This is a genomic window from Zemynaea arenosa (assembly GCF_004614185.1).
In the GTDB taxonomy this organism is placed as follows: domain Bacteria; phylum Pseudomonadota; class Gammaproteobacteria; order Burkholderiales; family Burkholderiaceae_D; genus Telluria; species Telluria arenosa.
Window position 1 is genome coordinate 1 of sequence record NZ_SPVF01000124.1, and the last position, 25,612, is coordinate 25,612.

The 25,612-nt window shown below is 65.6% G+C and carries 23 protein-coding genes and 1 pseudogene; 7 read left to right on the forward strand and 17 right to left on the reverse strand.

Translation table 11 applies throughout. The features are described from left to right. The 5 genes from E4L96_RS09460 to E4L96_RS09480 all read right to left on the reverse strand — a co-directional run. The coding region (locus tag E4L96_RS09460) for an AMIN domain-containing protein (RefSeq protein ID WP_135206969.1) at positions 1-456 on the reverse strand (456 nt) is incomplete at its 3' end. Positions 457-465: 9 nt separating this feature from the next. Continuing rightward, entirely contained in the window at positions 466-1,005 is a 540-nt protein-coding gene (locus tag E4L96_RS09465) for a pilus assembly protein PilP (protein ID WP_135206970.1), read from the reverse strand. Beyond that, on the reverse strand, positions 1,002-1,682 hold the full coding sequence (locus E4L96_RS09470; protein ID WP_135206971.1) for a type IV pilus inner membrane component PilO: 681 nt from the start codon (positions 1,680-1,682) through the stop codon (positions 1,002-1,004). The genes E4L96_RS09465 and E4L96_RS09470 overlap by 4 nt, the downstream gene beginning before the upstream one ends. 16 nt (positions 1,683-1,698) lie before the next feature. Next, on the reverse strand, positions 1,699-2,469 hold the full coding sequence (locus E4L96_RS09475) for a PilN domain-containing protein (RefSeq protein ID WP_135206972.1): 771 nt from the start codon (positions 2,467-2,469) through the stop codon (positions 1,699-1,701). Continuing rightward, on the reverse strand, positions 2,466-3,524 hold the full coding sequence (locus E4L96_RS09480; RefSeq protein WP_229414358.1) for a pilus assembly protein PilM: 1,059 nt from the start codon (positions 3,522-3,524) through the stop codon (positions 2,466-2,468). Before E4L96_RS09480 ends, E4L96_RS09475 begins: the two co-directional genes overlap by 4 nt. A gap of 349 nt (positions 3,525-3,873) precedes the next feature. Here E4L96_RS09480 and E4L96_RS09485 point away from each other — a divergent pair, with 349 nt between their 5' ends. Then, positions 3,874-6,213 carry a penicillin-binding protein 1A gene (locus E4L96_RS09485; RefSeq protein WP_135206974.1) on the forward strand — a complete coding sequence of 780 codons (2,340 nt, stop codon included), beginning with the start codon at positions 3,874-3,876 and terminating at the stop codon, positions 6,211-6,213. 54 nt (positions 6,214-6,267) lie between these two features. Here E4L96_RS09485 and cyaY read toward each other — a convergent pair whose 3' ends face one another. After that, the gene (gene cyaY / locus E4L96_RS09490) at positions 6,268-6,594 is read right to left on the reverse strand and encodes an iron donor protein CyaY (protein WP_135206975.1); all 327 of its coding nucleotides are present in this window, start codon (positions 6,592-6,594) and stop codon (positions 6,268-6,270) included. 43 nt (positions 6,595-6,637) lie between these two features. On the opposite strand from cyaY, the gene lptM reads away from it, so the two are divergent. After that, the gene (lptM, locus tag E4L96_RS09495; RefSeq protein WP_229414360.1) at positions 6,638-6,814 is read left to right on the forward strand and encodes an LPS translocon maturation chaperone LptM; all 177 of its coding nucleotides are present in this window, start codon (positions 6,638-6,640) and stop codon (positions 6,812-6,814) included. Positions 6,815-6,841: 27 nt separating this feature from the next. Beyond that, on the forward strand, positions 6,842-8,119 hold the full coding sequence (gene lysA / locus E4L96_RS09500) for a diaminopimelate decarboxylase (RefSeq protein WP_135206977.1): 1,278 nt from the start codon (positions 6,842-6,844) through the stop codon (positions 8,117-8,119). 3 nt (positions 8,120-8,122) lie between these two features. On the opposite strand, the gene E4L96_RS09505 is transcribed toward lysA, so the two are convergent. From E4L96_RS09505 to E4L96_RS09530, 6 genes are all read right to left on the reverse strand, one after another. Then, positions 8,123-9,106, reverse strand: coding sequence for an Rpn family recombination-promoting nuclease/putative transposase (locus tag E4L96_RS09505; RefSeq protein ID WP_135206978.1), 984 nt, complete (start codon positions 9,104-9,106; stop codon positions 8,123-8,125). Positions 9,107-9,149: 43 nt separating this feature from the next. Then, positions 9,150-9,773 carry a protein-methionine-sulfoxide reductase heme-binding subunit MsrQ gene (msrQ, locus tag E4L96_RS09510; RefSeq protein ID WP_135206979.1) on the reverse strand — a complete coding sequence of 208 codons (624 nt, stop codon included), beginning with the start codon at positions 9,771-9,773 and terminating at the stop codon, positions 9,150-9,152. Further along, entirely contained in the window at positions 9,773-10,747 is a 975-nt protein-coding gene (gene msrP / locus E4L96_RS09515; protein WP_135206980.1) for a protein-methionine-sulfoxide reductase catalytic subunit MsrP, read from the reverse strand. The genes msrQ and msrP overlap by 1 nt, the downstream gene beginning before the upstream one ends. A 65-nt stretch (positions 10,748-10,812) precedes the next feature. Beyond that, a complete protein-coding gene (ccsB, locus tag E4L96_RS09520; protein ID WP_135206981.1) occupies positions 10,813-11,964 on the reverse strand; it encodes a c-type cytochrome biogenesis protein CcsB in 1,152 nt (383 codons plus the stop codon). Between the two features lie 25 nt (positions 11,965-11,989). Continuing rightward, on the reverse strand, positions 11,990-14,092 hold the full coding sequence (locus E4L96_RS09525) for a cytochrome c biogenesis protein ResB (RefSeq protein WP_135206982.1): 2,103 nt from the start codon (positions 14,090-14,092) through the stop codon (positions 11,990-11,992). A gap of 92 nt (positions 14,093-14,184) precedes the next feature. Next, complete coding sequence (locus E4L96_RS09530) at positions 14,185-14,850, reverse strand: c-type cytochrome (protein WP_135206983.1); 666 nt, start codon at positions 14,848-14,850, stop codon at positions 14,185-14,187. 127 nt (positions 14,851-14,977) lie between these two features. On the opposite strand from E4L96_RS09530, the gene yihA reads away from it, so the two are divergent. Continuing rightward, positions 14,978-15,667, forward strand: a complete 690-nt coding sequence (yihA, locus tag E4L96_RS09535) for a ribosome biogenesis GTP-binding protein YihA/YsxC (protein WP_135206984.1) — start codon at positions 14,978-14,980, stop codon at positions 15,665-15,667. Positions 15,668-15,687: 20 nt separating this feature from the next. Then, positions 15,688-16,680 carry a porphobilinogen synthase gene (gene hemB / locus E4L96_RS09540; protein WP_135206985.1) on the forward strand — a complete coding sequence of 331 codons (993 nt, stop codon included), beginning with the start codon at positions 15,688-15,690 and terminating at the stop codon, positions 16,678-16,680. A 96-nt stretch (positions 16,681-16,776) separates the two neighbouring features. Here hemB and E4L96_RS09545 read toward each other — a convergent pair whose 3' ends face one another. The 5 genes from E4L96_RS09545 to E4L96_RS09565 all read right to left on the reverse strand — a co-directional run bounded on the left by E4L96_RS09545 (position 16,777) and on the right by E4L96_RS09565 (position 24,254). Then, positions 16,777-17,640, reverse strand: coding sequence for a hypothetical protein (locus tag E4L96_RS09545; protein ID WP_229414361.1), 864 nt, complete (start codon positions 17,638-17,640; stop codon positions 16,777-16,779). Positions 17,641-17,778: 138 nt separating this feature from the next. Beyond that, positions 17,779-20,928 carry an efflux RND transporter permease subunit gene (locus tag E4L96_RS09550; RefSeq protein WP_135206987.1) on the reverse strand — a complete coding sequence of 1,050 codons (3,150 nt, stop codon included), beginning with the start codon at positions 20,926-20,928 and terminating at the stop codon, positions 17,779-17,781. Further along, entirely contained in the window at positions 20,929-22,146 is a 1,218-nt protein-coding gene (locus tag E4L96_RS09555) for an efflux RND transporter periplasmic adaptor subunit (RefSeq protein WP_135206988.1), read from the reverse strand. It lies immediately after the preceding gene. 24 nt (positions 22,147-22,170) lie between these two features. Further along, a complete protein-coding gene (locus tag E4L96_RS09560; RefSeq protein ID WP_135206989.1) occupies positions 22,171-23,529 on the reverse strand; it encodes an ATP-binding protein in 1,359 nt (452 codons plus the stop codon). Continuing rightward, positions 23,526-24,254 (reverse strand): response regulator, encoded by a 729-nt coding sequence (locus E4L96_RS09565; RefSeq protein WP_135206990.1) that lies wholly within the window; start codon positions 24,252-24,254, stop codon positions 23,526-23,528. The genes E4L96_RS09560 and E4L96_RS09565 overlap by 4 nt, the downstream gene beginning before the upstream one ends. A 198-nt stretch (positions 24,255-24,452) precedes the next feature. Between E4L96_RS09565 and E4L96_RS09570 the strand changes: the two genes are divergently transcribed. Both E4L96_RS09570 and E4L96_RS09575 read left to right on the forward strand, forming a co-directional pair. Then, positions 24,453-24,947, forward strand: a complete 495-nt coding sequence (locus E4L96_RS09570) for a Spy/CpxP family protein refolding chaperone (protein WP_135206991.1) — start codon at positions 24,453-24,455, stop codon at positions 24,945-24,947. Positions 24,948-25,328: 381 nt separating this feature from the next. After that, a pseudogene (locus E4L96_RS09575) lies at positions 25,329-25,612 on the forward strand (hypothetical protein); the annotation flags it as partial.

Consider the following 25,612-nt stretch of genomic DNA (forward strand, 5'->3'; position numbering starts at 1 on the left):
CGGCATGCCCGCCGCGTTGACCGCGGTGGCCGGGCCGCCCGAGCCTTCGATGGTGACGATCACGTTATTGCCGTCGACCGCAGTGGCGTAGTTCAGGCTGCGCTTGAGGTTCAGCACCAGGCGCGAACGCTCGCCGGCCTGCACCACGTTCACGCTGCGCACGTCGCCCAGGTTGATGTCCTGGCTGGTCTTGCCGGTGGCATTGGCGGTGGCGCCGAAGTCCAGCGCGATGCGGGCCGGATTGGTGATCGAGAAGCCGATCGGGGCGCGCGCCGGAGCGCTCTTGAGCGCGACCTTGACGATCACGTTCGAGCCCTGCTGGTTGGCGGTGATCGATTCGATCGCGTTGTCCTGCGCGAAGGCGGCGCCGCAGGCGGCCAGCGCCAGCACGGCGGCGGCACACTGGCGCAGCAGGCGCCAGGTCGGCAGAAAACCGGAATGTTGGGGGGCGGTCATATTCTCTCCTTACTTCCTGCTTTCCTGAAGCTCCAGCTTCGCCATGCGTTCGGTCCATTCGCCGGCCGCATCCTGCACCACTTCGCGGATGCTGACGGCATTCTCGGTCACCCCGGTGACCAGTCCATAATTCTGTCCAATGTGCTGCCCGACCTTCACCTGGTAGACATTGGAGTCGATCTGCAGCAGCGCGAACGTCACGCCGCTCTTTTGCAGCACGCCGACCATGCGCATGGTGTCGAGCGGGAAGCTCTCCAGCAGCTCCTTGCGGCGTTCCAGGTCCGGCTTGAACGGGTTGTTGCTGGTGGCCGCGGCCTTGGCCAGTTCCACCAGCAGCTTGCTCTGGCTGAACGGGTCGGTCGCCTGCTGCGCCGTGTAGGCGTAGGGGATGAAGGTCTTGGGCGGCGACAGCGGCTCCACTTTCACGTGCGTATTGGCGCGGGTCTCGGCCATCCACTGGCGCACCTGCTGCACGTCGCTGTCGCTGCAGCCGGCCAGCAGGGCGGCGGCGGCGAGGCCGGCGGCGAGGCGCTGAGCGTGGGTCTTCATTTCGCGCCTCCTTTCTTGGCCTTCTTGTTCTTCTTGTCCTTGAGGGCGGCCTCGCGCTGGGCGGCGGCTTCGTCCGGATCGAGATAGCGGAAGGTCTTGGCGATGGCGTCCAGGGTCAGCGTGCCGTCCTGGCGCGTCGTCAGCGTCATGTTGTTGAGCGTGACGATACGCGACAGGTTGGCCATGTCGCCGGCGAAGGAGCCGATGTCGTGGTAGCTGCCGCTCACCCGGATGTCGATCGGCAGTTCGGCATAGTACTCGCGCAGCACCACCTGGCCCGGCTTGAACAGCTCGAACTGGAGGCCGCGGCCGACGCCGGCCTGGTTGATGTCCGACAGCAGCGCGTCCATGTCGGCCTTGCTCGGCAGCTGCTTCTCCAGGCCTTCCACGTACGCGTCCACCTGCAGGCGCTGCTTCTGCAGCTCTTCCAGGTTGATGGCCTGGGCGATCTTGAGCTTGTACTCGTCGCGCAGCTTGGTCTCTTCGGCGGCCAGGCGTTCCTGGTCCTCGAACTGCGAGCTCCAGTAGCCGAAGTAGCCGAGGGCGACCACGGCCACGGTGACGCCGAGCGCGCACATGATGCGCGGGGCCAGTGGCCACATGCCGGGATGGCGCCCGTTCAGGCCGCGGAACTGGTCCGCGAGCGACTGGGCAAATTGTTTGATATCGATCTTCATGACTGGGATCCCCGGCTCACTTGGGCGCGGCCACGGGGGTGGCTTCCTTGGCCGCGGCGGCCTTGGCGGCGGCGATCTGCGCGGCCCCGTTGGCGCCCGGAGCCACGATGCCGCTCGGCGGCTTCACCATGGGAGCAGGGGCGAGGGCGCCCTCCGCCGCCGGTGCGGCCACGGTCACGGCGGGCTTGCCGTCGATGGTCTTGCCGTCCTTGTCCTTGGCGTCCTGGTCGCGCGGGCGGCGGATCGAGACGGTCATCGTGAACTCGACCACCTTGCGGCCCGACTTCGAGCCCGGCAGCGTGACCGCCTTCACCTCGGCCAGCTCGGGGCGCTCCAGCCACTGGGCGTTGCCGGTCAGGTTGCGCAGCAGCTCCGCCACCCGTTCCTGCGACTGCGCCAGGCCGTTGAGCAGCATGCGCTGGCCGTCCTGCTTGAAGCTCTTGAGGTAGACGCCGTCCGGGGTCTGCTTGACCAGTTCGTCCAGCACGTAGACCGGCTGGTTGCGGTCGCCCTGCAGGTCTTCCACCGCCTGCTGGCGCGCCTTGAGCGCCTCGATCTCCTGCTTGAGGGTGGCGATCTTGGCGATCTTGACGTCCAGTTCCTTGTTGGCGTCCTTCAGGACCTGGTTGCGCTGGTTCTGGATCGAGATGCGGCTGGCGTTGTAGCCGCCCACCATCAGCACCACGGCCACGCCCACCAGGCCGCCCAGCGCCAGCATGGCCACGAAGGCGGCCTTCTTCTGCTTGCGCTTTTCCTCCCGGTGCGGGAGCAGGTTAATTCGGATCATCGGTCGAACCTCCGCAGCGCCAGGCCGGTGGCGACCAGGTAGGCCGGCGCCTCGGTGCGCAGTTGCTGCTCGCGCACGCCCTCGCCCAGCTGCATGCCCTTGAACGGCGAGATCACCGCGCTCGAGATCTTGGTGCGGCTGGCGATGATGTCCAGCAGGCCCGGCAGCATGGCGCAGCCGCCGGCCAAGTACAGCTGGTCGATCCGCGTGTACGGCGTGGAGGTATAGAAGAACTGGATCGCGCGCGTGACCTCCAGCGCGGCGTTTTCCAGGAAGGGGTTGAGCAGATCGGTGCGGTAGTTCTCGGGCAGGTCGCCGGCCTTCTTCTTGGCCTCCGCCTCTTCGTAGGACAGGCCGAAGGCGCGCACGATCTCCTGGGTCAGCTGGGCGCCGCCGAACGGCTGCTCGCGTTCGTAGATGGTTTCGCCATCCAGCATCACGGAAATGTGGGTGACCTGGGCGCCGATCTGGAACAGCGCCACGATCTGGTCCGCGCCCGCGTGCGGCAGCTGGCCGGTGATGCGGTCCAGCGCGGCGCGCGCGGCGTACGATTCGATGTCCATCACGGTGGCCTTCAGGCCCGCCGCTTCGGCGATGGCGACGCGGTCCTCGACCTTTTCCTTGCGCGCCGCGGCCAGCATGACTTCCATGTCCTCCGGCGTGGCGGCCGGGCCGATCACGTCGAAGTCCAGGCTCACTTCATCGAGCGCGAACGGGATGTACTGGCTGGCTTCGGATTCGACCTGCACTTCCAGCTGATCTTCCGACAGGCCGGCCGGGAGAATGATCTTCTTGGTGATCACGGCGGCGGGCGGCATGCCCAGCGCCACGTTCTTGACGCGGGTGCCGCTCTTCTTCCACACGCGGCGCACCGCTTCCGAGACCTGGTCCAGGTTTTCGATATTGCCGTCCACCACGGCGCCGCGCGGCAGCGGTTCGGAGGCATAGCGCTCCAGGCGAATGTCGGTCTTGCCGACCTGCGCCAGCTCCACCAGCCGGACGCCGGACGAGCTGATATCCAGCCCGACCAAGGGGGCGTTGGATTGTCCGAACAATGTTGCGAGATCCAGGTTCAAGTGTGCTCCCGCTGCCTTAGAAAATTGCCATGAGGAATGATACTTTGGTATGCCAAAACAGCAGTTATTCGTTATAAAACCGCCATTTAGATCAAAAACGTAAGACAGTACGTTAAATCGTAGCAACAGAAACGAACCCATGTAAAGGTATTTCTGAGGTGGAACATTCGGGGCGGTGAAGGTTTCGCCACACTATATTTGCCTAAAGACATCTTAGTTGTCGGCAATTCCACGGAAACCTGAAGTGTTCCGCTTCTGCAGGAATCGCCCCCAGGAGGTGGTGACTTATAATGAAAAAATTCAATTTTGCCCCTTCCGCATACACAGCATGACCACGACGACTCCGGAGCCGACCCCGACCGCCAAACACGCGCACCCCGCGCGCCGCATCGCCCTGCTGGCGCTGGGCGCCTTTGCCGGCACCCTGGCGGTGATCGTGCTGGTGATCGTGTTCGCCCTGGCGATGGCCTACCCGAACCTGCCCTCGCTCGACACGCTGACCGACTACCGGCCCAAGATGCCGCTGCGGGTGTTCTCGGCCGATAACGTCCTGATCGGCGAATTCGGCGAGGAGCGCCGCACCCTGGTACGCTTCAAGGAGATCCCGGACATCATGAAGAAGGCCGTGCTGGCGATCGAAGACGACCGCTTCTACGAGCACGGCGGCGTGGACTACTGGGGCATCCTGCGGGCGGCCGTGCACAACGTGGCGGGCGGCGCCAAGCAGGGCGCGTCGACCATCACCCAGCAGGTGGCGCGCAACTTCTTCCTGTCGTCGGAACAGTCGTACAAGCGCAAAGCCTACGAGGCCCTGCTGGCCTGGAAAATCGAGAAGAACCTCACCAAGGACCAGATCCTGGAGGTCTACATGAACCAGATCTACCTGGGCCAGCGCGCGTTCGGCTTTTCGTCGGCGGCGCAGATCTATTTCGGCAAATCGCTGAAAGACATCACGATCGCGGAAGCGGCCATGCTGGCCGGCCTGCCGAAGGCGCCGTCGGCCTACAACCCGGTGGTGAACCCCAAGCGCGCGCGGGTGCGCCAGCAGTACATCCTGCAGCGCATGCACGACCTGGGCTACATCACCACCGCGCAGTACGAGCAGGCCAAGGCGGAGAACATTCACGTGAAGATGGATTCGTCCTCGTTCGGCGTGCACGCCGAGTACGTGGCCGAAATGGCGCGCCAGCTGGTGTACGAGCAGTTCAAGGAAGAGACCTACACCCGCGGCCTGAACGTGTTCACCACCATCACCAAGGCCGACCAGGACGCCGCCTACCTGGCCCTGCGCCGCGGCGTGATGGAGTACGAGCGCCGCCACCCGTACCGCGGGCCGGAGACCTACATCGACATCCCGGGCAACAAGGAAGAGGCGGAAGACGCCATCGAGACCGAGCTGGCCGACCATCCGGACAGCGACGACATCGTGGCGGCCATGGTGCTGGACGCCGCGCCGTCCAAGGTGCGCGCGGTGACGGCGTCGGGCGAGGAGATCACCATCTCGGGCGCGGGCCTGGCGTTCGCGCAGGGCTGGCTGTCCGAGAAGGCGGCGCCGAACCGGCGCATCCGGCGCGGGGCGGTGATCCGCATCACGCAGGACGGCGGCAAGGACTGGCAGATCACCCAGATGCCGGAAGTGGAATCGGCCTTCATCGCGGCCGACACCACCGATGGCGCGATCCGCGCGCTGGTCGGAGGGTTCGACTACAACCGCAACAAGTTCAATCACGTGACGCAGGCGTGGCGCCAGCCGGGGTCCTCGTTCAAGCCGTTCATCTATTCGGCTTCGCTGGAGCGCGGGCTGTCGCCGTCCACGCTGATCAACGATGCGCCGATCTCGTTCGATTCCGGCCAGACCGGCGGCCAGGCCTGGGAGCCGAAGAACTACGACGCCAAGTACGAAGGCCTGATGACGATGCGCAAGGGCCTGACGAAATCGAAGAACATGATTTCGATCCGCATCCTGCACAAGATCGGCGCCAGGTACGGCCAGGAGTACGCGACCCGCTTCGGCTTCGAGGCGGACAAGAACCCGCCCTACCTGACCCTGGCCCTGGGCGCAGGTGCCACCACGCCGCTGCAGATGGCGGGGGCGTATGCGGTGTTCGCCAACGGCGGCTACCGCGTGAACCCGTACCTGATCTCGAAGGTGACCGATGCCGATGGCCGCGTGCTGTCGCAGGCGGCGCCGGAAAAGTCGGGGGTGGAAAGCAACCGCGTGATCGACGCACGCAATGCCTGGCTGATGGATTCGATGATGAAGGACGTGGTGCGCTACGGGACCGCGACCCGCGCGCTGGCGCTCAAGCGGCCGGACGTCGCGGGCAAGACCGGCACCACCAACGATTCGATGGACGCCTGGTTCGCGGGCTATGCGGACCACCTGGTCGGCATCGCATGGATCGGATACGACCAGCCGAAGAACCTGGGGAACAAGGAGACCGGCGGCGGCCTGGCGCTGCCGATCTGGATCGGCTACATGCAGAAGGCGCTGAAGGAAGCACCGGTGAACGAGCGCCCGGTGCCGCCGGGCCTGATCCAGGTGGGCGACGAATGGTACTACCAGGAGAACCCGCCCGGCCAGGGCGTCCAGAGCCTCGAACCGGGCGTGACGCACGCGCCAGCCGAGGCGCCGGCCCGCGAGGCGATCAAGAACGAGTTGTTCTGAGGCCGGGGCAGCGCGCCGCGGGTGCGCGCCCGCCCCGCGCACCGCGGGATCGATCTACAGCGTCACGGGGGCGCCGCCCTGCTCCGTCACCAGTTCGGACAGGGCCGCGAACAGCTCCTTGCCGCTGCGGGTGTCGGTCCACTGGCCGTCCACCATCCGGTAGTGGAAGCCGCCCGAGCGCGCGGCCACCCACATCTCCTTCATCGGCGCCTGGCTGTTGACGATGATTTTGGAGGCGTTCTTGATGAACTCGATCTCCAGCACATTGCCGCTGCGGCGGCACTCCACATCGACGATGTCCTGCTCGGTGAGATGATCCATCTGGTCCTCGATGCGGGCAAGGATGGAATCGGCGGCGTCCAAAAATTCGGAATCGGTCATGCTACACTCCAAGGTCTTCCTGTCCAAAAACCAGATTCTAATCGTGAAGCCTTCCCTCGCGCTGAAATCCGCAGCCGCGCTCACCCTCGCGCTCTGCCTCGCGGCGTGCGGCCAGACCGGGCCGCTCTACCTGCCGAAACCGCCCGCCAAACCGGCGCAGCCTCCGGCCACCACTGCGATCCCGCCGACCACGACCACCCCGCCCACGCCCAACCAGTAACCCTTCGTCACCGCCCAGGCCCGATTCATGTCTCATTTCTCGTACCGCGACGGCGTGCTGCACGCCGACCAGGTGGCGCTCGACCGCGTCGCCGAACAGTTTGGCACTCCCACCTACGTCTATTCCAAATCGGCGCTGCTCGATAACTTCAACGCATACGCGCAGCCCTGCGCGGGGCGCGATGCGCTGGTGTGCTACGCGATGAAAGCCAATTCGAACCTGGCCATCCTCGACCTGCTGGCGCGCCAGGGCGCCGGCTTCGACATCGTCTCCGGCGGCGAGCTGCTGCGCGTGCTGGCGGCGGGCGGCGATCCGCGCAAGGTGATCTTCTCGGGCGTCGGCAAGACGGTGGAAGAGATGAAGCTCGCGCTCTCGCACCAGATCCTGTGCTTCAACGTGGAGTCGATTCCGGAGCTGCACCGCCTGAACGCGGTGGCGGGCGAGATGGGCGTGACGGCGCCGGTGTCGCTGCGCGTGAACCCGAACGTGGATCCGAAGACCCACCCGTATATCGCGACAGGACTCAAGGCCAACAAGTTCGGCGTGGCGTTCGACGACGCGCTGGAGACCTACCGCACCGCGGCGGCACTGCCGCACCTGGAGCCGGTCGGCATCGACTGCCACATCGGCTCGCAGCTGCTGGACGATGCGCCGCTGCTGGAGGCGCTGGACAAGCTGATTGAGCTGATCGACACGCTGGACCGCGAAGGCATCCATCTGCACCACCTGGACATCGGCGGCGGCATCGGCATCGCGTATGGCGAGGCAGGTGAGAGCGAGCCGGTGGCGGTGGGCGACTACATTGCGCGGCTGTTCGAGCGCATCGATGCGTGGCGCGCCGAGAAGCATGCTGGACGCGCGATCAAGGTGATCTTCGAGCCGGGACGTTCGATCGTCGGGAACACGGGGGTGCTGCTGACGCGCGTCGAGTACCTGAAGCCGGGACAGGAGAAGAATTTCTGCGTGGTGGATGCGGCCATGAATGACCTGATGCGGCCGACGCTGTACCAGGCCTGGATGGATGTGAAACCGGTGGTGCCGCGCTCCGGCGCGGCGCACACCTACGACGTGGTGGGGCCGGTGTGCGAGTCGGGCGACTGGCTGGCGCGCGAGCGGAAGCTGGCGGTTGAGCAGGGCGACCTGCTGGCCGTGATGCAGGCGGGCGCGTACGGCCACACCATGTCCTCCAACTACAACACCCGCGGCCGCGCGGCCGAAGTGATCGTCGACGGCGACCAGGTGCACCTCGTGCGCCAGCGCGAGAATCCGGCCGACCTGTTCAAGCTGGAGACGCTGCTGAAGTGAGGCTCAGCTGGCGCGCCGCATACGCGCCAGCACTTCGTCTGGCGTGGCTGACTGCAGCAACGCTGCAAGCAGCCGCCGCGCCTGCGGGTCGTCCACCGTAGCGATCAGCGACTCGACAGACTGGGGCACTGCCCCGAAGCGCTCGCCTGCAAGATCGCGCAACATGATGCGCATACCCTCTGCCTTGCCCTCTGCCTTGCCCTCTGCCTTTCCTTCTTCCCTGCCTTCGTGCTTGACGTAGTCGCGCCACGTTTCAAACTTGCGTGGAAATTTGGCGGCCATAGTTGGTTCCTCCCAATCGATACCGAGGTCGTCACCGAATTCCGGATTGACGCGCTGGCTTAGCCACAGCTCCACCGCCCGCCTCAAATCAGCATAGTCCTTCTGCTTCAACCAAGCCAGGAGCATGGGGAGCCGCTCCTGAAAGACCTCCGGCGAATCGGAAAGTTCGATGCGAAACAGGTGTGCAACCAAGCCTTTGCATTCGGCCAGCACGTCCGCCGCCAAGCGACGCTGGTCGATCAGCAGGTAGCGATGCCGCGGCGTCCACTCCGCAGGGAGCAGCGGCATTCGTTCGATGAGATCGGCCACGTTGCGACGCGCTCGCCACGGTTGCTCGCCGTGATAGAGCACGACGGGTACTAACGGAGGGAGGCGGCGCTTGGCGTCGAGCTCCCGCGACGCCAGCAGCTCCTGATAGAGCAAGCCCGAATAGACTTGCATGCGCAAAGCCATCCATCGATCCGGCTGGGCTTGACACTCGATCAGGACGTAAAAATAGAGCCACGCATCGCCGTGCTTGACGCACCAGACGAGGTCACTATGGCGCTGACGCGCCTGCTCGTTCGCGTAACTGCCGTTGATGCGCTGGAAGCACTCAACCGGAATATCGCCGAGCCACGTCAGCGGCGTAAAGTCGCGCAGCAGCTCGCGGACGAGGGCCGGGTGGGAGAACAGGTGCCGGTAGACGCCGTCGTGGTTGGGCATCGGCCCATGCTAGCGCCGCCGCGGCGCGCAGCCGCCATGTGCATCAAGCGCGTGCGGGAACTTTCTTGGCAGTGGCCCAGTACACGCGGAACGCCAGCAGCAGCGCCACGATAGAACCGAAAATGATCGGCTCGGTGAAGTTGTGCTTGCCCGCCTTCATCCACCAGAAGTGCAGGATCCCCAGCGGGGCAATCACATACACCAGCCGGTGCAGCCACTGCCAGCGCTTGCCGCCGAGGCGCCGCACCATGCCATTGGTGCTGGTCACCGCCAGCGGCACCAGCAGCACGAAGGCCGTGAACCCGACCGTGATGAACGGCCGCTTCAGCACATCCTTCCACATCGCCTGCAGATCGAAAAAGTGATCGAACCAGATGAAGCACAGGAAGTGCAAGCTCGCATAAAAAAAGGCGAACAAGCCCAGCATCCGGCGCAGCTTGATCAGCCAGTTCCAGCCCGACAGCCGCCGCAGCGGCGTCACCGCCAAGGTCAGGCACAGGAAGTACAGCACCCAGTCCCCGGTCCCGCGCGTGAGAAACTCGAGCGGCTCGACCACCTCGCCCGCCCTGATCCGCAGCACCATGCGCGCCAGCGGCACCAGCGCCAGCAGGAACACGACGGCCTTGACGGCGGTGAGCCGCCGCCCCGTGGGCGTGAAGGCCGCCATCAGAAGTACTTCTTCAAGTCCATCCCCGCATACAGCGAGGCGACCTGGTCGTAGCCGTTGAACATCAGCGTCTTGCGCTTGCGCTGGAAGAAGCCGTCTTCGCCGATGCGCCGCTCACTCGCCTGCGACCAGCGCGGGTGGTCCACGTTCGGGTTCACGTTCGAATAAAAGCCGTACTCGTTCGGCGCCACCACGTTCCAGGCCGTGCGCGGCTGGCCCTTCATGAAGCGGATCCGCACGATCGACTTGGCCGACTTGAAGCCGTATTTCCACGGCACCACGATGCGCACCGGCGCGCCGTTCTGGTTGGGCAGCACCTGTCCATACATGCCGACCGTCAGCAGGGTCAGCGGATGGTTGGCCTCGTCGATGCGCAGGCCCTCCTTGTACGGCCACTCCAGCACGCGGCTGTTCAGGCCCGGCATCTGGCGCGAATCGGCCAGCGTGGTGAACTCGACATACTTGGCATTGCCGGTCGGCTCGACTTTCTTGATGATCTCGGAGAACGAATAGCCCACCCAGGGAATCACCATCGACCACCCTTCCACGCAGCGCAGGCGGTAGATGCGCTCTTCCAGCGGTGCCAGCTTGATGAGGCTGTCGATATCGAGCGTGACAGGCTTCTTGACCTCGCCATCGATGACGACCGACCACGGGCGCGGCTTGAGCGTGTGCGCGGCCTCAACCGGGTCGCCCTTGTCGGTGCCGAATTCGTAGAAGTTGTTGTAGCTGGTCGCGTCCTTGAACGGCGTCTGCTTCTCGGGCAGCGCGTAGGCGGGATTCGGCTTGGCCGGGAGTTTGGCGCCGGTGCCCTGCGCGAACGCCTGGCGGGTGGCGAACTCCCACAGGGCCGAGCCGGCCACCGCGGTGACGGCGGCCTTGCGGATGAAGTCACGCCGCCCTTCGTAGATCTCGCGCGGGGTGATCTCGGAGGACGGCACGAGAAGGCCGTCCGGTTGACGCTTGATGAGCATGAGGCGACTCCGGAGTAAGGAACGGTCGTTCCTGGAACCTTACACCAAGTCGCCTGATTCGGTGCTTAAAGCTTGCCGTAAGAGTGCAGGCCCGACAGGAACATATTTACACCGAGGAAGCCGAAGGTGGTCACGAGCAGGCCCAGCACGGCCCACCACGCCGCCATCTTCCCGCGCAGGCCGGACACCAGGCGCATGTGCAGCCAGGCCGCATAGTTGAGCCAGATGATCAAGGCCCAGGTCTCCTTCGGATCCCAGGACCAGTAGCCGCCCCAGGCTTCGGCCGCCCACAGCGCACCGAGGATGGTGGCGACCGTGAAGAACGCGAAACCGACCGAAATGGCCTTGTACATGACGTCGTCGAGCACGTCCAGCGCCGGCAGGCGGTCCGCCAAGATGCCGTGCGACTTGAGCAGGTAGGCAGTGGCGACCATGGCCGACAGCGCGAAGGTGCCGTAGCCGATGAAGTTGGCCGGCACGTGGATCTTCATCCACCAGCTTTGCAGCGCGGGCACCAGCGGCTGGATCTCCTGCGCGTCGCGCGCGACCGTGTACCAGAGCAGAAAGCCGACCGCGGCGCTGATCACCAGCAGCACGAACGGGCCCAGCTGGCGGGTGGCGTAGCGCTCTTCGTAGTACAGGTAGAACATCGCCGTGATCATCGAGAACAGGATGAACACTTCGTACAGGTTCGAGACCGGGATGTGGCCGACGTCGGTGCCGATCAGGTAGGACTCGTACCAGCGCACCATCAGCCCGGTGAAGCCCACCACCACCGCCGCCCAGCACAGGCGCGAGCCGACCGCGCCGCCGAACGGCGAGCGCGCAATCAAGCCGATCCAGTAGAACGCGGTCGAGAACACGAAGAAGGCGCTCATCCACAGGATCGCCGACTGGCTCGACAGCATGTACTTGAGCATGAAGCGCTGGTTGGCCGCGTCCAGGCTGCCGCCGTAGAGCATGATGGCCCACAGCGCCAGCACCGCGATCAGCGGCATCAGCCAGCGCACTGGCTTCCAGTGCCAGCCGAGTGCGGCGAAAGTCGGCACGGCCATGACCAGGATGGCTTTTTCGTACACGTCCATGTACGCGCCAAAGCGGTTCAGCGCGTAGACCGCGCCGGCCAGCAGCAGGGCCGCGTAGAGCCAGTCGAAAGTGTTCAGGCGCCGGAAATAGCCCGGCGTCTGGGTATAGGTCGAGGTTTGCGAGAGTTCCATAGTCCGTCTCCAGTCGGGCACAAGCTTACGCCGATTGCGGCAGCTTTGCCTTCATGTCGGTGAATTCCTTTTCGAAATCGAGGGTTTTGCGCTGCGAGTTCATGGCCATCAGGGCGTGCGTGCCGTCCGCGCCACCGTCGTTGTCGCGCAGCCAGACCCAGACGCGGCGCTCGCGGATGTAGAACATCGCGAACACGCCCAGTACCAGTAGCAGGCAGCCGAGGTAGACCACCTTCTTGCCGGGCGAGCGCGTCACTTGCAGGACGGAGGCCTTGATCTGCGTGAAGTCGTCCAGCTGCAGGTAGACCGGGGCACCGTAGAACACGGCGTCGGCCAGCGCGTTGGTCGAGAGCGTCAGCCATTGGCCGTGCTGCACGGTCGGCTCGACCGGCGCCAGCCCATCCTTTGCACGCGCGGCCTGCCACAGCTCCCACATGGTGCCGTTCAGCAGGCGCATGTAGATGGCAGCGGCGTTCTCGCGGTCCTTCTCGGGTATTTTTTCCAGGAAGCGCATCACGGCCATGAAGCCGCCCGGGTCGCGGCCCTCGCCGGCGAAGATGGTGATGCCTTTCAGCGCCGACTCCTGCAGCTGCCTGGCCAGCAGCGGCGTATTCGCCGACGAGGCCGGCATCGCGCGCTCGGCGTAACGGGCGGCGGCGGTGGCGCGCAGCTCCGGATTGTGCAAGGCCGCGCGCAGGCGCATCCACTCGCGCACGCTGTGCTCGTCGTCGGCGGGGATGCGCAGGTAGCTGAAGTTGTCCGCCTGCGAGGCGCGCACGCCGGACAGGAACAGCTGGACCCCATCGAGCGTGACCGGCTGCATGTAGTTGATGAACTCGCGCGCCTGGCCATTCTTGTCGCGCAGTTTGAACTGCACGCTGGGGCCCACGTTCTTCAGGTCCTGGCTGTTGGCATTCTTGGCGGCCGAGCCGGTGTGCTTGTCCAGGCTGCGCGCGAACTGTTCGTTGAACGATTCGTTCTTCTTGACCGCGCGGGCATCGCCACTGCCGAGGTTCTCGACGTTGAAGGGCCGGAAGTTGGTCCACTCGACGGTGTACTCGTCGGTGCCGCGCTTCAGGCCCGTCGAATCGTTGACCTCGCCATTGATCGCGAAGCTGGTGTTGTCCGGCCCCGCCATCGGGAAGCCGGTGAGCTGCAATTTGGAGCCGCCGTCCTCGAAGCTCGACTGATACACGGCGATGCCCTTGTAGATCAGCGGCTCGTTGACTTTGATGGTGGCTGGGAAGGTCTTGCCGGTCTCCTTGTCGCGCACCACCACCTCGCTGGCGAACAGCTTGGGCATGCCGGTCGAGTAGAAATCGATGTTGAACTTGTTGAGCTTGATATCGACCGGCAGTTCCTGGACCAGCACGCCGCTCTGGCGCGGAATGATGGCGGTATCGCTGGTCTGCCCTTCGGCAATCTGGGTGTTGGCGCGGAAGGTCGGGTTGTTCACGCCGAGCCGGTGCTGGGCCGGAATGGCCGAGATGAAGCCCGCGCCGGCATACGGCGTCTTGCCGAAAAACCATTCCTGGAAGCGGATCGGCAAGTCGGAATCGAGCAGGCCGCCCAGGCAGATGATGACGATGGCGCTGTGCGCGAACACGTAGCCGAACTTGGTGCCGGCGCCCTTCTTGGCGGTCACCAGCGTGCCGCCCTCCTTCTCCACCGTGCGCGCGGCATAGCCCGCGTGGCCGAGGCGCTCCACGGTCTGCCGGGCGAATGCGGCGCGCGCCAGCGGCGTGGTGAACTCGGCGTGGTGGTGGAAGTTGCGCAGCGAGGATTCGCGCACGTTCTCGCGCCAGCTGCGCATATCGCGCATCATCTTCGGCGTATTGCGGATGATGCACAGGGTGGTCGACACCACCAGGAAGCCCATGATCAGCAGGAACCACCAGGTCGAATAGACGGTGAAGATCCCGAACTTGGCGAACACTTCGAACCAGAAGGGGCCAAACTGGTCGACATAGTTGGGCATCGGCTGCCCCTGCTCGACCAGGGTGCCCAGCACCGAGGCGATGGCGATGATGGTCAGCAGGCTGATCGCAAAGCGCATCGAGGACAGCAGCTCGACGGCCTCGGCAAGGCGGCGGCGCGGGGTGGCCAGTTCGATCCCGGCGGTACTCATGTATTGACCCTACCTATCAACAAAAAGGGCGACACGCTTCCGCGCTGCCGCCCCTGGTATTTCTGCGGCCCGGCTGGCGGGCCGTGCACGTGTTACTTCAGACCGGCGATGTAGTCCGCGACGGCCTTCATCTCGTCGTCCGACATGCGCTTGGACAGCGCGCTCATCTGGACGCTGTTCTTGCGCGCGCCGGACTTGAAGGCCACCAGCTGGGCGACCGTGTAGTCCCCATGCTGGCCTGCCAAACGGGGGTACTGGGTCGGAATGCCGGCACCGGCCGGGCCGTGGCAGGAGGCGCAGGCCGCCACGCCTTTTTCGGCGATGCCGCCACGGTAGATCTTCTTGCCCAGGTCCAGGGTGTCCTTGCTGCGCGCCGCGTTCGGCTTGGATTGCTGCGTCGCCAGATACGCAGCGATGTTACGCTTTTCGTCGTCGGTCAGCGCTTTCGCGTACGGCGTCATGACCGGGTTGGCGCGGTTCGGGGTGGTGAAGTCGATCAGCTGCTTGGTGACGTAGGCTTCGATCTGCCCGGACAGCTTGGGGTTCTGCACGATGGTCGAGTTGCCGGCGGCGCCGTGGCAGGACACGCAGGCCGGAATGCTGCGCGAAGCATCGCCGTCGGTGAACAGAGTCGCGCCCTTGGCGGGGTCAGCCTTGGCCGGGGCGGCCGCGGGGGCTTCCACCGCGCTCGCGAGACCGGACAGGACAACGGTGGCAGCCAGCAGGGATTTCACAAACGGGACACACGCAAATTTCATTCACACACCTTGAAAATGTAAGTCAATAAAAATCCGTCCTGCGCACGGCCTGCCCTTGCGTTGCAGCAAGCCCTAACCCCTTATTGTACAATAGCGACCCCGCCTTTTGTTGCAATTTTCCACTTCCATGTCCAAGCTCTGGCAAGCCCGCTTCTTTACGACCGTGAATCATTTGCGGGACCTGCCGGCCACGCACGTGCCCGAAATCGCCTTCGCCGGCCGCTCCAACGCGGGCAAGTCCTCGGCCATCAACGTGCTGACCAACCAGAAAGGGCTGGCGTTCGCGTCCAAGACCCCGGGCCGCACCCAGCACATCAATTTCTTCTCGATCGGCGGCGCCCACGTGGCCATGCACCGCAAGGACGAGACGAATGTGGACGAGATCCAGGCGCTACTGGTCGACCTGCCCGGCTACGGCTACGCGGAAGTGTCCGGCACCGCCAAGCTGCACTGGCAGCGGCTGCTGGGCGACTACGTCCAGCGCCGCGAGCAGCTGGCCGCGCTGGTGCTGATCATGGATTCGCGCCGCCCGTTCACGGAGCTGGACATCCAGATGCTCGAGTGGTTCGCGCCGACCGGCAAGCCGATCCACTGCCTGCTGACCAAGGTGGACAAGCTGAACCGCAATGAAGCCACCAATGCCCTGCGCCAGGCGCGCCAGGTGCTGGACAGCTACGAGGACGAGGAAGGCAACCCCTTCCCCTTCACCGTGCAGCTGTTTTCCTCGCTCAAGCGGGTGGGCCTGGACGAGGCGGACGCCAAGATTCTGGAACTGCTGGGCCTGGACGGCGATGACACGCCGCCGGACGCAGCCTGATATTTGCGAAGGGATTCACGATGACGACTTACCCAGGCATCCGCATGCGCCGCATGCGCCGCGACCCGTTCTCCCGCAACATGATGCGCGAGAACACCATCACCGCGCACGACCTGATCTACCCGGTGTTCATTCTCGACGGCGAGAACCAGCGCCAGCAGGTGGCCTCGATGCCGGGCGTGGAGCGCGTCTCGGTCGACCTGCTGCTGCCGATCGCCGAGGAATGCTGCCAGCTGGACATTCCGGTGCTGGCCCTGTTCCCCGTCATCGATGCCTCGCTGAAGACGCCGGACGGCATCGAAGCGACCAACCCGGACGGCCTGGTGCCGCGCGCCGTGGCCGAGCTGAAGAAGCGCTTCCCCGAACTGGGCATCCTGACCGACGTCGCGCTTGACCCGTACACCAGCCACGGCCAAGACGGCCTGATCGACGACGATGGCTACGTGCTCAACGAGCCGACCGTCGAAATGCTGATCAAGCAGGCCATCGTCCAGGCCGACGCGGGCGTGGACGTGGTGGCCCCCTCCGACATGATGGACGGCCGCATTGGCGCGATCCGCCAGGCGCTGGAAGGCCAGCGCCACATCCACACGCGCATCATGGCCTACTCGGCCAAGTATGCGTCGGCCTTCTACGGCCCGTTCCGCGACGCGGTCGGCTCCGCCGCCAACCTCGGCAAGAGCAACAAGGCGACCTACCAGATGGATCCGGCCAACAGCGACGAAGCCCTGCGCGAAGTGGCGCTCGACATCGCCGAGGGCGCGGACATGGTGATGGTCAAGCCCGGCATGCCCTACCTGGACATCGTGCGCCGCGTGAAGGATGAGTTCAAGGTGCCGACCTTCGCCTACCAGGTCAGCGGCGAATACGCGATGCTCAAGGCCGCCGCCCAGAACGGCTGGCTGGACCACGACAAGGTCATGATGGAATCGATGATGGCCTTCAAGCGCGCCGGTGCCGACGGCGTGCTGACCTACTTTGCGCGCGAGATCGCCCGCAAGCTCAAGGGCTAAGGCCCCGCACTGTGAGCGCCGCGGCCGAGCCGCGGCCCAAGCCGGCCGGCGCGGCGTGATCCGCGCGGGCCCGCCCTCCTCCGGGCACTGGCCGGATCACTTCTTCGCGGGCGCGATGTACTTCGGGAACATTTCCTTGAACAGGAAAGCCTCCAGCTGCGCCTGATCCTGCGGCCGCGCCGACAGCGTGACGGTGCGGTTCAAACGGTGCGACTCCCACTCGAAGTCGCCCGTCTTCTCCTTGCGGATAATCTCGATCATTTTCTTGATGATGGCGGTCTCGATGTCCGGCTCGGTCGTCACCTCCACGTTCACCTGCTGCAGCCAGCGGCGCTTGAAGTTCGGGTTCCAGCCGCGGAACTTCAGCTCGGCGCTGTGGAAGGTCTGGTTGCTGATACTGAAGATGCCGCCGGTGCCATCGTCGCCCTGGGCCGCCGCATTGGCGCGCGCGATGTTGGCCTTGATGTTGCGCATCGCCTTCTCGTTCGCGCTTTCGGATGGCGCGTCCTGCGCCACGCCGCGCTTGCGCTTTTGCGCCTCGATGTAGGCCTGCATATCCATCTCGGGCGGAATCTCGGTCTTCTGCGGTTCTTCCTGCTTGACCACCTCTTCCTTGGGCGGCTCGAACGGCACCGTGATGGTGTTCGGCAGGCGTGGCATCACCACCACCGGCTTCTGGGCCTTGGCGATGGCCTTGGGTTTCTTGCGCGGCGCCTCGTCGCGCTGGACCGGCTTGCGCACCGGCGCGGTATTGGCGAGCGAGATAAAGATCTCGGCCTGCTTGCCGGCCGGCTTGAACTTCTGTGGATTGAGCAGATAGACCAGTACCACCAGCAGGTGCACCGCGATCGCAACCGCGATACCAACCTTGTTGGGCTTGCGCTCCCCGTAGGTCGGATGCGGGTTGTAACCGGGCAGCGGTTGTCCGCAGTGCTCGCAGACACCGGTGGCGGTTGACATGATGTGTGTTTCGTCGCGCAAGGTAAAACGGTAGACCGGGCCAGTAATGACGGGCAGTGTGCCAGACCGGCGCTGATTTGGGAAATCGAGTCGGACACGCTGCAGCCGCGGCGTGTCCGTTCGTACAAGCAAATCAGGTTAGCCGATGGCCCGGTTGACGGTTGTTACAGAATGTATCGACTCGACGTGCTGGGCGGTTTTCTCCGCTTCCAGGCGCTCCAGGTCTTCGTCCGACAGCGGGCCGTTGCCGCTGAACCGGTCGAGATACAGATAGATCACCGGCGTGATGTAGAGCGTGATCACCTGGGAAAACACCAGCCCGCCCACCACCGCCAAGCCCAGCGGCTGGCGCAGCTCGGCGCCCGCGCCCAGGCCGAGCGCGATCGGCAGCGCGCCCATCATCGCCGCCAAGGTGGTCATCAGGATCGGGCGGAAACGCAGGATGCAGGCTTCGCGGATGGCTTGCTGGGGCGACATGTGCTGCTCCCGCTGCGCGGCCAGCGCGAAGTCGATCATCATGATCGCGTTCTTCTTCACGATGCCGATCAGCATCAGGATGCCGATGATCGCGATCATCGTCAGGTCCAGGTTGAACAGCCGCAGCGTCAGCAGCGCGCCCACCGCGGCGGACGGCAGGCCCGCGAGAATCGTCAGCGGGTGGATGTAGCTCTCGTACAGCACGCCCAGCAGCACATAGATCACGCCCAGCGCCGCCACGATCAGGATGATCTGCGAGCCCTGCGAATCCTGGAACACGGCCGCGTCGCCGCCGTACTTGGTGATGATGGACGGCGGCAGCTTCATCTCGCGGCCCATCTGCTCGATGTGCTGGGTGGCCACGCCCAGCGGCGCGTCCGGCGCCAGGTTGAACGAGAGCGTGATCGCCTGCAGCTGGCCCTGGTGGTTGACCGCGGTCGGACCGACCGTGCGCTCGACCGCAGCGATGCTGGACAGGCGCACCAGCTCCCCGTTCTTGCTGCGCACGGACAGCTTGGACAGCGCGTCCTCGCTCATGCGGTCCTCGTCGGCCGCTTCCAGGATAACCTGGTAGCTGGCGGCGGAGGAGAAGATGGTCGAGACCTGGCGCTCGCCGAAGGCCGCATACAGCGCGGTGCGGATGTCCGAGAGCTGCACGCCGAGCGTGTTGGCCTTGTCGCGGTCGATCCTGAGCGTGGCCTGCAGCCCGCGCTGGGCCGAGTCGCTGGTCACGTCGCGGAAGATCGGATCCGCGCGCATGCGCTCCATGAACTTGTTGGCCCAGTCATTGAGCGCGTCCGGGCTGACTGACTGCAGGGTGTACTGGTAGCGGCTCTTGGATGGCCGCCCGCCCAGCTGCAGGTTCTGCACCGGCGCCAGGAACACCTGCACCCCGGCCACGTTGCGGGTGCTCTTGCGCAGGCTTTCCAGCACCTCGGGCATCTTCTTGCGCTGGTCGCGCGGCTTCAGCACCAGGAACATGCGGCCCGTGTAGCCGCCGCCGGTGAACGCGGTCACGTCCTGCACGTTGGGGTCGGCCTTGATGATACCGGCCACCTTCTCCGTCAGCTGCTGCATCGCTTCGGTGGAGGTGTCTTCCGCCGCTTCCACGGTCACGCGGATCTGGCCGATGTCCTCTTCGGGGAAGAAGCCCTTGGGGATGGTTACATACAGGATCACCGTGAGCGCGAAGGTGGCCAAGGCGATCAGCAGCACGATCTCGCGATGGCGCAGGGCCACGTCCAGCGAGCGCTCGTAGCCGTTGCGGACCTTGTGGAAAGCGCGCTCGAAGTGCTTGCCGATGAAGGTGGTCTCCTCGCTGTGCCCCGCCTTGTGCTCGGGCAGCAGGCGCGAGGCCAGCATCGGCACCAGCGTGAGCGACACCACCGCCGACACCAGGATCGACAGGCCGACGATCACCGCGAATTCGTGGAACAGCAGGCCGATCACGCCCGGCATGAAGAAGATCGGGATGAACACGGCCACCAGCGAGATCGAGATCGAGACGATGGTGAAGCCCATCTCGCGCGAGCCGTCCAGCGCGGCGCGCAGCGGCTTGCGGCCCATCTCGATGTGGCGCACGATGTTCTCCAGGACCACGATGGCGTCGTCGACCACCAGGCCCACCGCCAGCGTGATGCCGAGCAGGGACACGTTGTCCAGCGAGTAGCCCAGCCAGTACAGCAGCGAGAGCGCGCCGAGCAGCGAGATCGGCATCGTCACCGCCGGGATGAAGGTGGCCGACAGGCGGTGCAGGAACAGGAAGATCACCAGCACCACCAGGCCGACGGTCAGGCCCAGCGTGATGTTCACATCATGGATCGCCTCGCGGATCGAGTTCGAGCGGTCGTTCACCAGGTGGATCTGGATCGACTCCGGCAGCTGGGCCTTGAAGCGCGGGAGCAGCTTGCGCACCGCGTCCACCACCTGCACGGTGTTGGCGTCCGGCTGGCGCTGCACCAGCAGGGTGATGGAGCGCTCGCCGTTGTAGCTGCTGTAGGCCTTCACGGACAGGTAGCTGTCCTCCACCGTGGCCACGTCGCGCAGGCGCACTGGCTCGTTGTTGCGGGTGGCGACGATGATGTCCTTGAACTGGGCGGCGTTCATCAGCTGCGCGTTGCCCTGGATGGTCAGCGTCTGGCGCGGGCCATCGATGACACCCAGCGGCGCGTTCGAGTTGGCCGCGCGGATCGCCTGCGCCAGTTCGTCCATGGTCAGGTTACGCGCGTTCATCAGGTCGGCCTTGGCGCGCACCCGCACCGCAAAGCGTTTCTGGCCGTTGATGCTCACCTGCGCCACGCCGGGCAAGGTGGAGAGATTCGGCGCGATCAGGTTCTCGGCATAGTCGTTCAGCTCCGACAGGTTCATCGACGGAGAGGTCATCTGGATGAACAGCACCGGAGCGTCGGCCGGATTGACCTTGCGGTAGGACGGCAGGTCCGTCATCTCCTGCGGCAGCTGGCGCTGGGCGCCGAGCAGCGCGGCCTGCACGTCCACCGCCGCTTCGTTGACGTTGATGCTGGGGTCGAACTCCAGCGTCAGCGAGGTATTCCCCTGGGTGCTGGTGGAGGTGATGACGTTGATGCCGGCGATGGTGGAGAACTGCTTTTCGAGCGGCAGCGCCACCGAGGACGCCATGGTCTCCGGGCTGGCCCCGGCCAGGTTGGCGTTGACGTTGATGACCGGGGTGTTATAGCTCGGCAGCGCCGCGACCGGGATGCCGCTGTAGGCCAGCACGCCCGCGAGGATCAGCGTGATGGACAGCAGCACCACCATCACGGGACGCCGGATGCACAGTTCGGAGATATTCATTTACGCCGCACCTTTGCTCTTCGCCGGGCCGCCGGTGCTGGCCGCGGCACTGCCACCGCCCGTGCCACCGCTGCCGCCCTTGCGGCCACCGGCACCGCCGCCGGTTCCGGCGACGTGTACCTTGGAGCCGGGGCGCAGGTTCTGCTTGCCCTCGGTGATCACCTTCTCATCACCCTTCAGGCCCGTGACCGCGGCCTCCTGGCCGAAGGCGTACAGCTTCTGCACCGGCACCTGCGCGGCCGTCTGGTCCGGCTGCATCGCATACACGAAGGTGCCGCGCGCGCTGGTGACCACGGCCGACTGCGGGATCACCACCGCGTTCTTCAGTGTCTGCACGGTGACCCTGGCGTTCACGTACTGGCCCGGCCACAGGCGCGCGCCCGCGTTGTCGAATTCCGCCTTGACCTTGATGGTGCCGGCCACCGGGTCCACCGCATTGTCCACGAAACTGAGCTGGCCCAGCACCGGCTTGGCGTCGCCCACCGTGGCCTCGACCGGCACCCGGCCCGCGCGCTGCGCGGCCAGCAGATCGCCCAGCGCCGATTCCGGCAGCGTGAAGGCGACCGTGATCGGATCGAGCTGAGTGATGGTGGTGAGCGAGGTGGCAGGCTGCACCAGGCTGCCCGCGTAGACGTTGATGCCGCCCACCCGGCCACTCATCGGCGAACGGATGCTGGTGAAGCTGGCGCTCACGCGGCTCGACTGCGCGGCCGCGGCGTCGGCCTTGAGCACCGCGCGCGCCGAGTCGACCTGGCTCTTGAGCGAATCCACCTGGCTTTGCGCGATGAAGTGCTGCGCGAACAGGTCCTGCGCGCGCTTGTACTGGCGCTCCAGGTCCGCCAGCGTGGCTTCGTCCTTGGCCACCTGGGCCTGCGCCTTGTCCACGTTGGCCTGGTCGGTGCGGTCGTCCAGCGTGAACATCAGCTGGCCGGCCTTCACGAAGTCGCCTTCCTTGATGTGCACCTTGCGGATGGTGGCGGTGGTCTGCGGATGCAGATCCACGGTGCTGACCGGCGTCACGGTGCCGTTCGAGGCTTGCACGATCGGCACGTCGCGCACCTGCGGCGCCACCACGTTGACGACGGTCGGCCCCTGCTGGCCGCCCTTCCCTTTCGGGGCCGCGCCGGCGGCATGGTCCTCGCCCTTGCTCAGGTACCAGGCGGTGCCGCCTGCAATGGCAAGCGCGCCGATGACAACGCCGATGGTGTTCTTTTTCATGGTCTGGTTCTGGAAAGACTGTCTTTATTTTCCTGCGTAGTATTCGGGCAGGACCAGGGTGGCTTCGAGGCCGCCCTCGGGATGATTGGCCAGCACGATGCTGCCGCCGTGCTGTTCGGCGATATTGCGGGCGATGGTGAGGCCCAGGCCCGTGCCGCCGGATTCGCGCGAGCGCGAGGTCTCGACGCGGTAGAACGGTTCAAACACGCGGCCCAGTTCCGCAGCCGCAATGCCGGGGCCCTTGTCGCGGATGCGCACGCGCGCGCTGCCGGCCTGGCGCTCCACGGTGACGTGGGCCTCGCGGCCGTATTTGATCGCGTTGTCGATCAGGTTCGCAAAGCAGCGGCGCAGCGCCAGCGGGCGGCCCATCAGCGCCATGCCGGCGCGGCCGGACAGCGTGACCTTCTGGCCGCTGTCCGAGGCGTCGGTGCAGACCGAATCGAGCAGCGAGTCGAGGTCCAGCGCCTGCATGGTCTCGTTGGTGTCCATGCTGCGCGCCAGCTCCAGGCCTTCGCGCACCATCTCCTGCATGGCGGAGAGGTCGCCCTTCAGACGGTCCTGCAATTCCGGATCGCTCACCTTTTCCAGGCGCAAGCGCATGCGGGTAAGCGGAGTTTGCAGGTCGTGGGTGATGGCGGCCAGCATCTGGGTGCGCTGGAAGATGTACTGGCGGATGCGCGCCTGCATGGCGTTGAAGGCGGCGCTGGCCTGGCGGATCTCGCTGGTGCCGGTCAGCTCCAGCGGTGCGGCGTTGATGTCGTTGCCGAGGTCTTTCGCGGCCTGCGCCAGCTGCTTGAGGGGGCGGGTGGACATGCGCGCCACGAAGTAGGCCAGGCCCGCGATCGACACCAGGAACAGCGCGATGGTGTAGGTGTAGTCGGTTTCCGGCGTGTTGGGCGCGGGGCGCGGCGGCAGCACCTGCAGGCGCACCACATGGCCGTCGCGCAGGCGCACGTTCACGCTTTCGCAGGTGCCGGTCCAGCGGCTGGGGCCAAACAGGCTGCCCTGGTTCTGCGGGCGGTCGCACTCGGGCGGGCGCACGGAGATCGCCTCCAGCTGGAACTGCGGGCCGAGGCGGGCACCGAGCGCGCGCATGAATTTGGTGGGCGTGACGGAGGTCGGCAGGTGGGTGTTCACCGGCTCGATGCGGATGGCGGGCCGGTTGGCCACCGACAGGTAGGCCTGGCGCGAGCCGGCGGGCACGATATCGGCCGTCATGATCAGCTGCTCGGCGCGTTCCAGCGCGTGCCAGTCGCGGTAGGCCTCGATGGCGACCTGGCGCTCGCGCACCGCGATGGCCTGAGCCAGCGCGGCGGAGACCAGAATCCCGAGCAGGAGGGTCAGGAAGACGCGGCCCGTCATCGACCCGAAGAAGGCTTTCACGCGGCCGGCTCCACGGTCACCTGCCCGGCCAGCACGTAGCCGCCGTTGCGGACCGTCTTGATGATCTGCGGGACGCGCGCATCCTCGCCCAGCTTCTGGCGCAGGCGCGAGATCTGGATGTCGATCGAGCGGTCGAACGGGTCGGCGTCGCGGCCCTGCGTGAGATTGAGCAGCTGGTCGCGATTGAGCACGCGGTTCGGGTGTTCGAGGAACACGCGCAGCAGGCGGAACTCGGCGCCCGAGAGCATGATGACAATCCCGTCCGGGTTGACCAGGTGGCGCGCGGTCAGGTCCAGGGTCCAGCCGGAGAACTTCATCTGCTGCGCCTTTTCGGCCGGGCTGTTGGACGGCATCGCGTGGCTGCGGCGCAGCACACTGCGGATGCGCGCCAGCAGCTCGCGCGGCTCGAAGGGCTTGGGCAGGTAGTCGTCCGCGCCCATCTCCAGGCCAAGGATCCGGTCCAGCGGCTCGTTGCGGGCGGTGAGCATGATGACCGGGAGGGTCGAATTGGCGCGCAGCTTGCGGCACAGGGTCAGGCCGTCGTCCCCGGGCAGGTTCAAGTCCAGCACGATCAGGTCGGGGCGGGCTTCATCCAGCGTCTTCCACATGCCGGTGCCGTCGGCCGCCGCCAGGGTGCGGTAGCCGTTCGATTCCAGGTAGTCCGCCAGCAGGGTGCGGATGTCCCGGTCGTCGTCGACGATGAGAATAGTGGAGGGATTGTCCATAGCCGCACATTATCCCTGCTTCGCCGGGTGCCGGGTAGGCGGTTTGTATCGGCAAGTATATTGACCGTAAGTCGAAACAATCTGATACAAAGTCCGGCAGACGGGACACGTCGTATTCACACTCGGCGCCCAAGATACGTCTCATGCGCAGCGGCCTTCCGGCCCCGCACCACTCCTCCAAGGGAAAAGGAACCTGACATGAAGACCATTCGTCAATCGCTCGTCATCGGCCTGACCGCACTGGGCCTGGCCACCGCCACCTGCGCCGCACAGGCGCAGACCGACGGCCGTTACGCGCACGCCGCCAGCCAGCAGGAGCGCGCCGCCAAATTCGCGGAGCACTACGCCCAGCGCCAGGCCAAGCTGCATGACGCGCTGAAGCTGAGCTCCGCGCAGGAAGGCGCGTGGGCCACCTACCAGGCCGCGATCAAGCCGCAGGCCCCGGCCGCACGTCCGGACCGCGCTGCCTTCAAGGCCATGAGCGCACCGGAGCGCATGCAGGCGATGATCACGATGCAGCAGCAGCGCCTCGCCGCCGCCCAGCAGCGCCTGCCCGCAGTGACCGCGTTCTACAGCCAGCTGTCGGCAGAGCAGAAAGCGACGTTCGACAAGTTCAGCGCGCACCACGGCATGCGCGGCCGCTTCGGCCACGGGCGTGGTGGCCACGGCGGCGCTGAGGGCCAGGGCGCGTAAGGCACTGGCCGTACGCACGGCGCACGTGGCTTGGCCACGCGCGCCGCGATTTTGGACTTGGCGCCCCGCCGGATTGGCGGGGCGTTTTTTTCGATGGGCGCTGGCGATCGCAGGCCGCGCGCCGGCTGCCCGAACACGGACAGCGCCCAGTTTCGCCTGCGGCGGCGCTGACGCAACGGCATCGCCCGGTGGCTAAACAGCCACACCTTGCGTCAAGCGCAATCGTTTGTTCAACTTTTCAGCAACACGTGTCGGTCACGAAACTCGACTTTTTGTTGGGGTGGTGTATCCTCGTTTGTATCCGTGCGGCAACTTTTGAGGAAGAGTGGCCGGTTTCTTCGACAATAAAAAAGCGCCCGCACGCGGCGCGAGGGGAAGAGCATGAACACGTGTGTCTACGACAAGACGGACAAAGGGCGCGAGGAGATCGCGACCCGCAAATACCAGTTGCCGCCGCGGCTGCGCACCCTGCTAGTGATGATCGACGGGCGCAATCCGCTCGATACGGTGCTCAAGAATATCGCTGGGCTGGGGCTGAACGGCGAGAGCGTCAACCTATTGGTGGCCAACGAATACATCGAGCTGGTCAGCGGCGGCGAGGCGGCCAATGAGCCCGAGCACACGCCCGCCGCGGCGCGTCCGGCCCTGCGGCGCACAGCCAATGG